Genomic DNA, 11,681 nt, shown 5'->3' on the forward strand with positions numbered 1-11,681 from the left:
CCGCCCCGGGCCGGCGCGGGCTGCGGATGCCCGCCTGGACCGCGACGCTGACCTGGAAGTCCGCGGTCTTCATCACCGTGATGTGCTGCGTGCTCGCGGCCCTGCTGGGCGTGCTGGTGCACACCGCGGTCACCCGCCAGACGGTGGGCCACGCCCGCGAGAAGGCGCTGGCCCGGCTGGCGGACGTGACCGCCGCCTACGAGGCGGGCGAGGCGCTCCCGCCGCGCTCGGGTCTCGATCCGCCGGGGCTGCCCGCGTCGCTGCGCGCGCTGGCGGTGGACGGGGAGCGCGGCACCATGGTCGCCGACCGCCTCGGCCGCCCGACGATGTGGGCTGCCGCCCCGGCTGACGGCCACGCGCTGGCGACCCGGATCGACTACAGCCAGAGTGCCCGCACGATCAACGGTCTGGACGGCGCGATCATCGGCTCCTCGCTGCTGGCGATCGGCGCCACGCTGCTGGCCGGCGGCTTCGCCGTCACCCGGGTGACGCGGCGGCTGCACCAGACCGCGCGGGTGGCCCGCCGGATCGGGGCCGGCGACCTCGACGCCCGCGTCAACGACCCCCGTACGGCCGATCCCTCGCGGCGCCAGGACGAGGTGGCGATCGTCGCCGGTGCGCTGGACACGATGGCCTCGGCGCTCCAGCGCAAGCTGCTGACCGAACAGCGCTTCACCGCCGATGTCGCGCACGAGCTGCGCACCCCGCTGACCGGTCTGTCCGCCGCCGCGGAGCTCCTGCCGCCCGGCCGCCCGGCCGAACTGGTCCAGGACCGGGTCCGGACGATGCGCGCCCTCACCGAGGACCTGCTGGAGATCTCCCGGCTCGACACCCGCACCGAGCAGGTCGATCTGGACGTGTACGAACTGGCACCGCTCGCCCGGCGGGTGGTCGCCGCGTCGGACACCGGCACCGGGGCCGAGGTGGTCGAGGACGGGCCGCCGGTACGCGTGGAGACGGACCGGCGGCGGCTGGAGCGGGTGCTGGGCAACCTGATCAGCAACGCGCACCGGCACGGCCGCCCGCCGGTCGTGCTGACGGTCGACGGGCCGGTGGTGACGGTGCGCGATCACGGCGAGGGCTTCCCCGCCTACCTGACGGAGGACGGCCCGCAGCGCTTCCGTACCGAGGGCGGCAGCAAGGGGCACGGCCTCGGCCTGACCATCGCGGCCGGCCAGGCCCGGGTGATGGGCGCCCGGCTGGTCTTCGAGAACGCGGCGGACGGCGGGGCCCTCGCGCGGCTGACGCTGCCGGAGTACGTACCCGACGAGGACGAGGAGGACGACGACGGGGACGGGGAGCCGCCCGGCTGCCGGTCCTGACGGCCCGCCACCAAACCCCGGTCCCGACAGCCGCCGCTGCGGGACCCCGCGAACCTCCGCACTATGACATAAGGGAAATAGTCCCCGCCTCTTGCTACGTTGCGTGGCATGACCGCAACGACAGCGGACGCACCCCCGCCCGAGCTGCGCCTGCCCAAGCGGCGCGGCGTGGAACTCTCGCTCCTCGTCGGGGCCGTCCTCATCTCCGTCTACGGCTACGCCGCCGTCGGTCTGGCCAGGAACGACGCGGTCCCGCCCGATGTCGCCGGGTACGGCGGCGGCCTCGGCCTGCTGGCCCTCCTCGCCCATCTCGCCGTCCGCTTCCGCGCCCCGTACGCGGATCCGCTGCTGCTGCCCATCGCCGTGCTGCTCAACGGCCTGGGCCTGGTGCTGATCTACCGGCTCGACCTGGAGACCCCGAAGGACCAGGCCGCGACGACGCAGCTGGTCTGGTCCACACTCGGCGTCGCGTTCTTCATCGCGGTGGTGGTGTTCCTGCGCGACCACCGGGTGCTGCAGCGGTACGCGTACCTCTCGGTCGCCGCCGCCCTCGTCCTGATGATCGTGCCGATCTTCTTCCCGGCGGTGAACGGCGCGAAGATCTGGATCCGGGTCGGCGGATTCTCCTTCCAGCCGGGCGAGTTCGCCAAGATCCTGCTCGCCGTGTTCTTCGCCGCCTACCTCGCGGCGAACCGCAACGCCCTGGCGTACACCGGCCGCAGGATCTGGAAACTGCAGCTGCCCACCGGGCGGGTGCTCGGCCCGATCGTGGCGATCTGGCTGTTCAGCGTCGGGGTGCTCGTCCTGGAGCGTGACCTGGGCACCTCGCTGCTCTTCTTCGGCCTGTTCGTGATCATGCTGTACGTGGCGACCGGCCGGACCGGCTGGATCGCCGTCGGGCTGCTGCTGGCTGCCGTCGGCGCGTTCGTCGTGGGCTCCTTCGAACCGCACGTGCACAGCCGGGTGCAGGACTGGATCGACCCCTTCGCCTCCATCGACGCGGGCCAGGGGCCCAGCCAGCTCGCCCAGTCGCTGTTCGCCTTCGCGGCGGGCGGGATGCTCGGCACCGGGCTCGGCCTCGGGCACTCCATCCTCATCGGTTTCGCCGCCAAGTCCGACTTCATCCTGGCGACAGCGGGCGAGGAGCTCGGCCTGACCGGGCTGACCGCGATCTTCATGCTGTACGCGCTGCTGGTGGCGCGCGGCTACCGGGCCGGGCTCGCGCTGCGCGACTCGTTCGGGCGGCTGCTCTCGATCGGCCTCGCCTCGATCCTGGCGCTCCAGGTCTTCGTGATCGCGGGCGGTGTGATGGGGCTGATCCCGCTGACCGGTATGGCGATGCCGTTCCTCGCCCAGGGCGGCTCGTCCGTCGTCACCAACTGGATCATCATCGCGCTGCTGATCCGGGTCAGCGACCAGGCCCGCAGGCCCCACCCCGACCAGGTGGAGACCGGAGTCATCGCGCCCATCCTGGAGGACGAGCTGTGATCCCGTACGCACCGACCGCCCGGGGGACCCGGCCGTGATCCGTTACATCCGGCGCGCCGCCGCCTTCTGTCTGCTGCTGCTCGTGGCGCTGCTGCTGAACGCCGCACGCGTCCAGGTCTTCGAGGCCCCCTCGCTCGACGACAACTCCGCCAACCGCCGGAACACGATCGACCGTTACGACCAGCCGCGCGGCAACATCCTGGTCGACGGCAAGCCCGTCACCGGCTCGAAGGACACCGGCGAGCAGCTCGCCCACGAGCGCACCTACCGCCACGGCCCGCTGTACGCCCCGGTGACCGGGTACGCCTCACAGACGTACGGCACCACCCTGATCGAGAACGCCGAGGACGAGATCCTCTCCGGCACCGACCCGATGCTCGCCCCGGTCCCCTTCTGGAACGAGATCACCCGCAGCCGGCAGCCCGGCGGCGATGTCGCCACCACGGTCAAGGACTCCATGCAGCGCGCCGCCTACGAGGGGCTGGGCGGCCGGCGGGGCGCCGTCGCGGCCGTCGAGCCGACGAGCGGCAAGATCCTGGCCCTGGTCTCGACGCCCTCGTACGACCCCGGACGGCTCTCCGGCACCGGTTCGCCGGTCACCGACGCCTGGCGGGAGCTCAACGCGCAGACCAGTCAGCCGATGCTCAACCGGGCCATCCGGCAGACCTATCCGCCCGGCTCCACCTTCAAGATCGTGACGGCGGCGGCGGCGCTGGACGCCGAGGTCGTCACCGACCCGGACGCCGCCACCGACTCCCCCTCCCCCTACGTCCTGCCGGGCACCTCGACGACCCTGCCCGACGAGGCGAGCGGCTGCGCCGACGCGTCCCTGGCCGAGGCGATCCGGGTCTCCTGCAACACCGTGATGGCCCGGCTCGGCGTGCGTGTGGGGCTCGACGGCATGGTGGAGGCGGCCGGAAAGTTCGGCTTCAACGACACCGGGCTGAAGATCCCGTCCGGAGTGGCGAAGAGCAACTTCGACACCGACATGAGCGACGACCAGCTCGCCCTGTCCTCGATCGGCCAGTTCGACACCACGGCGACTCCGCTCCAGATGGCGATGGTGGCCTCGGCCGTGGCGAACGGCGGCGAACTCATGTACCCGCACCTGGTGGACCGCACGACCACGCACAGCGGCTCCACCGTCCGCACCACGGGGTCGCGCACCTACCACCGGGCGATGGATCCGCGGACGGCGACGCAGCTGCGGCAGATGATGATCGACGTGGTGCGGGACGGTACGGGCGGCAACGCGGCGATCGACGGGGCGACGGTCGGCGGCAAGACCGGCACGGCCCAGCACGGCATCGACAACACGGGCACCCCGTACGCCTGGTTCATCTCCTGGGCGCAGGCACAGGACTCGGCCCGGCCGGCCGTCGCGGTCGCGGTGGTCGTCGAGGACGCCGCCGCCGACCGGGCCGACATCAGCGGCGGCGGCAGCGCGGCACCGATCGCCCGGTCCGTCATGGAGGCGGCGCTGGCCGACTGAGGCCCGGCCTGCGCCCCGGCCCCGCGCTGGGCGCCCGTACTACGTGAACACGGGCCCACTCCACGGGCGTTCACCCCGCGACAGAGCTTCCCGGCGAGTCGGCCGGTCCCCCGGCGGCGGTGATCGGCCTGCGCGACTCGGCCCTGACCCGCGCGGTGTCCAGCGCCGCCTTGCCGAGGTCGACCTTCTCCGGGTCCTGGCTCGCGGACTCGGGCGTGACGACGGCGACGAACGCGGCCGTGTTGCCGTCGCCCCAGGCGCACATGGGAAGGGTGCTGGTGATCCCACCGCCCTTGGACCGCATGACCTGGCAGGACACGGTGATTCCGTACCCGTCGGGGGTGAACTCCCTGGCGGGTACGGCGATGGTCATCCCGTCCGTCTGGGTGGCCCCTTCCAGGATCTTGTCCCGGGAGAACTCCGGCTTCTTGATCCGTCCCCACAGCCCGGACACGATCAGGGTGCCGCCGGAGGACGAGGTGTACTGCGTGACGACGGCCTTCGCGTCGCGGATGCTCGGGTCGTAGGTCTCCTCGATCTCGCGGCCGTCGGTCGAGGAGGAGTCCTTGAGCAGCGTGTACTCGTCGTCCAGCAGCTTCTTGGGAACGGTGAGCCGGTACTCGGCCGCCGGGAACCCCCGGCCGGCCACCGCCTGCCCGGCGTCGGCCAGCCTGGAGACGCCGAACACGATGCCGCCGGCCACCACCAGCGCGCCGACGGTGATCCCGACGATCAGCCCGGTCCGCCGCTTCCGGGGCGGCGGCGGACCCTGCGGGAAGCCGAACGGCTGCTGCGGCGGACCCTGCGGATACCCGAAGGGCGGCGGGCCCGCGACGGGCTGCTGGGCGTACGGGCCCTGCGGGGCGTAAGGACTCTGCTGCCCGTACGGGGACTGCCGGCCGTACGGGGACTGCTGGCCGTACGGGTTGTCCTGCGGGGGCTGCGGCGGCGGTCCGTACGGGCCCTGCGGTGCTCCGTACGGGCCCTGCGGCGGCTGCGGCGGGGTGGTCATGGCGCCCAAGTTACGTCATGCGCACGAACACCATTTCGAACTTTCGAACCCCGGGGCCGACCGGTTCAGTTCAGCGGCTCGCGGCGCCGGAGCCATTCGTCGGGCACACCGCCGACCCCGGCCGCGGCGCCGACGATCCCGCCCGTGATCGCGCAGGTGGTGTCCACGTCCCCGAACCCCTCGGCCGTCGCCCAGAGCGCCGCCTCCAGGTCGTCCCGGTGCCGGGCGGCGGTCCACAGGGCGAACGGCACCGTGTCGTCGGCACGGATGCGGCTCCCGTTGCCGAGCAGGTCGGCGGCGCGCCACGGCTCGGTGTCGAAGGGCAGACCGGCGGCCCGCGCCAGCCCCTCGCGCACGGACCCCGCGGGGGTCCGCGCCACGACCTCGTCCAGCGTGAACTCGCCCCGCACCGCCAGTGCGGCGGCGACCGCGACCGCCACCGCGCCCGCGATCCCCTCGGGGTGGGCGTGCGTGACCTCCGCCTGCCGCGCGGCCTGTCCGGCGGCGTGGCCGACGTCCCGGTGGAACCGCGCCCCGAGCGGTGCGACCCGCATCGCCGCGCCGTTGCCGAGGCTGCCGCCCTCGAACAGCCCGGGGGCCAGCGTCCGCCAGTCGCCCGGTGACGTCAGCAGCTGGGGCAGCAGCATGTGCATGCCGTGGCCGTATCCCCGCGCCCGGTCGGCGTCGAAGGCCAGGGCGAAGGAGAGCGCGAGCCGGTCCTGCACGACCTCCCCGCACTCGTCGAGCACCTGGTGGAGCGCACGGGCCAGGGCTGTGTCGTCGGTCCAGTTCCACACGGGTTCCGGGGGCGTGCGGCGCGCCCTGACCTCGTTGTACGCCTGCCGGGGCGCCCGGAAGAGCGGGAACCACCGCTCCCCGAAGGCGTCCCCGAGCGCCAGCGCTTCGAGACTGCGACGGGCGGCGGCGGGGTCTGCTTCGACGGTCGTTGGGGCCATGGCGCCATCCTGGTCCCCCGGTCCGGTGCCGTACAGCCCTTTTCGACCGGAACGTCTTCGTCCGCAACGGTGGCATCCTTGGCGCCATGAGCGATCGGCCCGGCATCTCCGTCTCCCTCCGCCCCGCCACGGCTCCCGCCGACGACGGCCTGTCGGCGTTGCTGGCCGACTACCACCTGTGCACGGAGCGGGAGAAGGGCCGGGGCGTCGCGGACGTGACCGGGCTGCCCGACCGGTACCGCGCGGAGGTCGAGGACCCGGGGGCCGCGTTCGCCGACGCCGTCGTCCTCGTGGCCCGCGCCGAACAGGACGTCGTGGGCTGCCTGGTGGTGACCGCCCCCTCGGCCGGCCGGTCGGAGGTCAAGCGGCTGTGGACGGACCCCGGCCACCGGGGCCGGGGCATCGCCTCCGCCCTGCTCCGCGCGGCGTTCGACGAGGCCGCGCGGGGCGGAGCGGACACGGTGCGGCTGTCGGTGTGGAAGTGGCGCACGGGAGCGATCGCCCTCTACGGGCGGCTCGGCTTCACCGTCACCACGTCATGGGACGAGCGCGCGGATCTGGTCTGCATGGAACGCGCGGTGCGGAGCGCCCGGGGCACGGCCCTGTACCCGCGGGACGGGGCGCCCGCCGCCCGGCCCGGAACCGGACCGGGCCCTTCGTAGACCGTGGGAGCCAGGCCCGGGGAGCGGGGCCGCCGGGGGGACGAGAGGCCGCACGTCAGCACCGGGACCGCGTGCCATTCCGGGTGCCATGCCGGACACCTCGACGCGGCCCGCGAACCCGTCGACGGACGTCAGTGGCTGGTGCCGACGCAGGACGCTTCGATCTCGGCCGCCGGATAGGGCGTCCGCCTGCTCACGTTCAGCAGGCGGCGGTGGAAGCCGTCCAGGACGACGGCGGGCGCCGCGTGCCGGTCGATGACCGCGGCGGCCCCGGGCGGTACGCCCTCGGGCCGGTCGCCCGCGATCCAGCCGCGCAGGGAACCGGCGTCGCACACGTCGTCGAGCAGGTGGTGGCGGACCAGGTGCCCGGCGACGTAGTGGCGGTCGTACGCGAGGTGCCCGGCCAGGAAGCCGGTCTCCTCCGCCGTGAGTTCGAACCGGGAACTGAGGGCCAGGCCGAAGTCCGCGAAGCGGACCGAGTGGCCGTCGGTCAGGATGTTGCGGAAGTGGGCGTCGAAGTGCACGAAACCCTGCGAGCTCATGAAGTCCGCCCCGCGCGCCAGGGTCTCGTCCAGCCACGCGTACGGCGGGCTCTCCCCGCCCTCCCGGGCCGCCGCACGGCGCTCGCCGATCCAGGACGCGAGGGTCTGCGGCACGTGCTCCAGGAAGAGCACCAGGCAGGCCCGTGACGCGCCGATGGCCTCCAGCCGGCTCCGCACGGCCGGGGAGCCCTCCCAGTGGGCGACGGCCCCGTCGATGCCCCCGAACTCGTCCATGAAGTCCTGCGGGGCGGAGTCCGGCAGGACCCGCCAGTGGTACATCAGCGGGAAGTCCGGGTACGCGTCGCGGAGGACCCACCCGGTGGTGATGCGGTGCGCCGCCAGCTCCCGCCAGGCACCGAATCCGGCCGAGCCGATCCCGTACTGGTAGAACAGCGGCAGCCCGAAGAGGTTGGCGGTCGACCGCACGTTCTCCGGGCGCAGCTCGAGGTCCGTCAGCGGCACCCGTTTGACGAAGACCCGCTGCCCGCCCACGTCCAGCTCCGCCGACCGGCCGCCCATACCCGATCCGCCCGGCGCGGCCGCGTGGACCAGGTCGTGGAGCCGTTGGTCGCTGAGCTGCGACAGGTGGGCGGACACCGTGGCGTGGGCGGCCGACCGGGCGGCGCGCCGCCCGCCGCGCACGGGGCCGGCCGCGTGATCGGTCTCCTCGCTCATACGGCCGACTCCAGGGTTCGTTCGGGGCGTCAGGACGTCACGACTCCGTCGGACCCGCCGCCCCGCCGTCCGCGATGGCCTCCGCGACCTCCGCCACCCGCTCCTGCTCCTCGACCGCGAAACGGTCCCGGTCCAGCTGTTCGGCTATCTCCTCGTCCTGGGCCATCAGCAGGTCCAGGCTGGAGTCGCCCAGTTCGAGGACGCCCATGTCGACGTACGCCTTCTGGAGCCGTTCGCCCCACAGGCCGATGTCCTTGACGCACGGGACGATCCGGCTGAACAGCAGCTTGCGGAACAGCTGGAGGAACTCGGAGTGCTCGGAGAGCTCCTTGGCCTCCCGCTTGCCGATGCCGAAGTTCTCCAGCACCTCCACCCCGCTGAGCCGGTCGCGCATCAGGTAGCAGCCCTCGATGACGAACTCCTCGCGCTCGCGCAGTTCGGCGTCGCTCAGCTGCTTGTAGTAGTCGCGCAGCGCCATCCGGCCGAAGGCCACGTGGCGCGCCTCGTCCTGCATGATGTAGGCGAGGATCTGCTTGGGCAGCGGCTTGGTCGTCGTGTCGCGGATCATGCCGAAGGCGGCCAGCGCGAGGCCCTCGATGAGGACCTGCATGCCGAGGTAGGGCATGTCCCAGCGGGAGTCCCGCAGGGTGTCACCGAGGAGGCCCTGCAGGTTGTCGTTGACCGGGTAGAGCATGCCGATCTTCTCGTGCAGGAACCGGCCGTAGATCTCCGCGTGCCGGGCCTCGTCCATGGTCTGGGTCGCGGAGTAGAACTTGGCGTCCAGGTCAGGGACGGACTCCACGATCCGGGCCGCACAGACCATCGCGCCCTGCTCGCCGTGCAGGAACTGGCTGAACTGCCAGGAGGTGTAGTGCTTGCGCAGCTCGCCGCGGTCCTTCTCGGTCATCTTCGACCAGTGCGGCGTGCCGTACAGGGTGAGGGCCTCGTCGGGGGTGCCGAGCGGGTCGGCGGGATCGACCTCCAGGCTCCAGTCGATGCGTTTGTTGCCGTCCCACTGTTTGTCCTTGCCCTTCTGGTAGAGGGCGAGGAGGCGTTCGCGGCCGTCGTCGTAGTCCCAGCTGAAGCGGGCTGCCCCGGACGCGGGAACGGTCCACAGCGGCTGGTCCGGGGCGGTGGTGTAAAGGTCGTGGGTCGACATGGACGGCTCCTTCGCCTCGCATGCTTCGACAATTTACTTGCCGGATGGCTCAGTTGGCAGGTTCACATGCTGGTAGACGCCGGGTCAACAAGTCGTGCGCGAGGGATTGACGAGCTTGCTGACAGAAGGTCTCATAAGGAGTGACCGCCGGTAACCCATGTGTGAGGTGCCTCCAGCCATGACGACAGTGACCGAACGCGATGTGCAGTTGCTCCGCGACGCACTCGGCCCGCTCCGGGACCGCGAGCAGATCGCGGAACGGCTGCTGGAGGCCTCGGCCAAGCACTCCTTCGACCCCGACACGGAGATCGACTGGGAATCGGCGGTCGAGGACGGCAAGTGGTTCTGGCCGCCCGAGCTGATCTCGCTCTACGACACCCCGATGTGGCGGAAGATGTCGCTGGAGCAGCAACAGGACCTGGCCCGGCACGAGGCGGCCTCGCTCGCCTCGCTCGGCATCTGGTTCGAGATCATCCTGATGCAGCTGCTGGTCCGGCACATCTACGACAAGCCGGTGGTCAGCAACCACGTCCGCTACGCGCTCACCGAGATAGCCGACGAGTGCCGGCACTCGATGATGTTCGGCCGGATGATCACCTGGGGCGGGGCGCCCTGCTACCCGGTCCCGCGCAGGTACCACAACCTCGCCCGGGTGCTGAAGACCATCTCCACGACGCCCGGTTCGTTCGCGGCCACCCTGCTCGGCGAGGAGATCCTCGACTGGATGCAGCGGCTGACCTTCCCCGACGAGCGCGTCCAGACCCTGGTGCGCGGTGTGACCCGCATCCATGTGATCGAGGAGGCCAGGCACGTCCGGTACGCCCGTGAGGAACTGCGCCGCCAGATGGTGACCGCGCCGCGCTGGGAGCGCGAACTCACCCGGGTCAGCTGCGGCGAGGCGGCCCGCGTCTTCTCCGTCTGCTTCGTCAACCCCCAGGTGTACGAGAACGTGGGCCTGGACCGCCACGAGGCCGTGGCGCAGGTGCGGGCGAGCGGACACCGCGCGGAGGTCATGCAGTCGGGCGCCAAGCGGCTCACCGACTTCTTCGACGACATCGGGGTCCTCAACGGCGTGGGCCGCAGGCTGTGGAAGAACTCGGGCCTGCTCGCCTGACGGCGGTGACAGTGGCCGGGGCCGGGGCTGGGGCTGGGGCCGGGGCTGTGAGGGCTACGTCGGCGGTGACGATGACAGCGACGTTCACGGTGACGTTGACCGGACAGCCCTTAGGGTTGCGGGTATGACCCCTGCCGCAGCCGCGCCGCCGCAGCGCGCTTACCGAAGGCTCAGCGTCGAGGAGCGGCGCGCCCAGCTCCTCGGTGCGGCTCTCACCCTCTTCGCGCACCGGGCCCCCGACGAGGTCTCGCTCGACGAGGTGGCCACGGTGGCCGGCGTCTCCCGGCCGCTGGTCTACCGCTACTTCCCGGGCGGGCGCCAGCAGTTGTACGAGGCGGCCCTCAGGTCCGCCGCCGAGGAACTGATCCTGTGCTTCGCCGAACCGCCCGTGGGCCCGCCCACGGAGCGCGTCACGCGCGTCCTGGACCGCTACCTCGCCTTCGTCGACCAGCACGACGCCGGGTTCAGCGCGCTGCTGCGCGGCGGCAGTGTCGCCGAGACCTCCCGTACCGGCACGATCGTCGACGAGGTACGGCGGGCGGCCGCCGACCAGATCCTCCTGCACCTGGGCCGGGGCGCGGGCAGCGATCCCGGACCCCGGCTGCGGATGATGGTGCGCACCTGGATCGCCGCCGTCGAGGCGGCCTCGCTGATCTGGCTGGACGAGAAGAAGCAGCCGGACGCCTCCGAGCTGCGCGACTGGCTCGTCGACCAGTTCATCGGACTCCTCGCGGTCACCGCGGCCACCGACCCGGCCACCGCGGCCGCCGTGGCCGAGCTGCTGCCGCTGGAGACGGCGGCGGGACCGGCCGGCCGGCTGGCGGAGCGGCTGATCCCGGTGGTCGGCGAGGCCGCGCATCTGCTGCCCCCGGCCTGATCGGTCAGACTGGGGCGGTGAGAAGCGAGAACGTCCCCTTCACCGGCGGCCCGCTGGACGGGCGGGCCCTGCCCGTACTCGTCGGCGCCACCGGCCACCCGCCCAAGTGGTACGAGGTCCCGGTCCCGGACGCCGACGGCGGACCCGCCACCGTGCACTCCTACCGGCGGGTCCCGGCCGGGTACACCAAACGGCTGGGCATCCAGCGCGGCTGGGTCTACGAGTACGCCCCCGGCGGCCGTGAGCGCAGCGGACCCAAGTGGCCCTGGTCGAAGCCCGGCTGAGGGGTACCGGGTGAGCAGGCGTGGGACGGTTCGGGCGGCCCGTGCACCGGTCGGACCGAGCAGGTGCCGGGCGGTCTAAGATCGACGGTCAGGTCCGA

11 protein-coding genes are annotated in these 11,681 nt (G+C 72.3%); 7 read left to right on the plus strand and 4 right to left on the minus strand.

Annotation, left to right across the window (positions count from 1 at the left end):
* Positions 1 to 26 precede the first annotated feature (26 nt).
* The 3 genes from EDD93_RS02255 (at position 27) to EDD93_RS02265 (ending at position 4,302) form a co-directional block, all read left to right on the plus strand.
* On the plus strand, positions 27 to 1,322 hold the full coding sequence (locus EDD93_RS02255) for a HAMP domain-containing sensor histidine kinase (RefSeq protein ID WP_123527545.1): 1,296 nt from the start codon (positions 27 to 29) through the stop codon (positions 1,320 to 1,322).
* 108 nt (positions 1,323 to 1,430) lie between these two features.
* The gene (locus tag EDD93_RS02260) at positions 1,431 to 2,810 is read left to right on the plus strand and encodes an FtsW/RodA/SpoVE family cell cycle protein (protein WP_123523560.1); all 1,380 of its coding nucleotides are present in this window, start codon (positions 1,431 to 1,433) and stop codon (positions 2,808 to 2,810) included.
* A 34-nt stretch (positions 2,811 to 2,844) separates the two neighbouring features.
* The gene (locus EDD93_RS02265; protein WP_123523561.1) at positions 2,845 to 4,302 is read left to right on the plus strand and encodes a penicillin-binding protein 2; all 1,458 of its coding nucleotides are present in this window, start codon (positions 2,845 to 2,847) and stop codon (positions 4,300 to 4,302) included.
* A 70-nt stretch (positions 4,303 to 4,372) separates the two neighbouring features.
* Here EDD93_RS02265 and EDD93_RS02270 read toward each other — a convergent pair whose 3' ends face one another.
* On the minus strand, positions 4,373 to 5,314 hold the full coding sequence (locus tag EDD93_RS02270) for a hypothetical protein (protein ID WP_123523562.1): 942 nt from the start codon (positions 5,312 to 5,314) through the stop codon (positions 4,373 to 4,375).
* 65 nt (positions 5,315 to 5,379) lie between these two features.
* Positions 5,380 to 6,270 carry an ADP-ribosylglycohydrolase family protein gene (locus EDD93_RS02275; RefSeq protein WP_123523563.1) on the minus strand — a complete coding sequence of 297 codons (891 nt, stop codon included), beginning with the start codon at positions 6,268 to 6,270 and terminating at the stop codon, positions 5,380 to 5,382.
* Between the two features lie 86 nt (positions 6,271 to 6,356).
* On the opposite strand from EDD93_RS02275, the gene EDD93_RS02280 reads away from it, so the two are divergent.
* On the plus strand, positions 6,357 to 6,932 hold the full coding sequence (locus EDD93_RS02280; protein WP_123523564.1) for an N-acetyltransferase: 576 nt from the start codon (positions 6,357 to 6,359) through the stop codon (positions 6,930 to 6,932).
* A gap of 131 nt (positions 6,933 to 7,063) precedes the next feature.
* Here the strand turns inward: EDD93_RS02280 and EDD93_RS02285 are convergent, their stop codons facing one another.
* Positions 7,064 to 8,149: a protein kinase gene (locus tag EDD93_RS02285; RefSeq protein ID WP_123523565.1), complete on the minus strand. Its 1,086-nt coding sequence runs from the start codon at positions 8,147 to 8,149 to the stop codon at positions 7,064 to 7,066.
* Between the two features lie 37 nt (positions 8,150 to 8,186).
* Positions 8,187 to 9,308 (minus strand): ferritin-like domain-containing protein, encoded by a 1,122-nt coding sequence (locus tag EDD93_RS02290; RefSeq protein ID WP_123523566.1) that lies wholly within the window; start codon positions 9,306 to 9,308, stop codon positions 8,187 to 8,189.
* A 178-nt stretch (positions 9,309 to 9,486) separates the two neighbouring features.
* On the opposite strand from EDD93_RS02290, the gene EDD93_RS02295 reads away from it, so the two are divergent.
* The 3 genes from EDD93_RS02295 (at position 9,487) to EDD93_RS02305 (ending at position 11,583) form a co-directional block, all read left to right on the plus strand.
* A complete protein-coding gene (locus EDD93_RS02295) occupies positions 9,487 to 10,422 on the plus strand; it encodes a diiron oxygenase (RefSeq protein WP_123523567.1) in 936 nt (311 codons plus the stop codon).
* Positions 10,423 to 10,546: 124 nt separating this feature from the next.
* Positions 10,547 to 11,299 (plus strand): TetR/AcrR family transcriptional regulator, encoded by a 753-nt coding sequence (locus EDD93_RS02300; protein ID WP_123523568.1) that lies wholly within the window; start codon positions 10,547 to 10,549, stop codon positions 11,297 to 11,299.
* A gap of 17 nt (positions 11,300 to 11,316) precedes the next feature.
* Positions 11,317 to 11,583: a hypothetical protein gene (locus EDD93_RS02305; protein ID WP_123523569.1), complete on the plus strand. Its 267-nt coding sequence runs from the start codon at positions 11,317 to 11,319 to the stop codon at positions 11,581 to 11,583.
* Positions 11,584 to 11,681 lie beyond the last annotated feature (98 nt).

Origin of the sequence: Streptomyces sp. 840.1 (assembly GCF_003751445.1) — a bacterium.
Classification (GTDB): Bacteria; Actinomycetota; Actinomycetes; order Streptomycetales; family Streptomycetaceae; genus Streptomyces.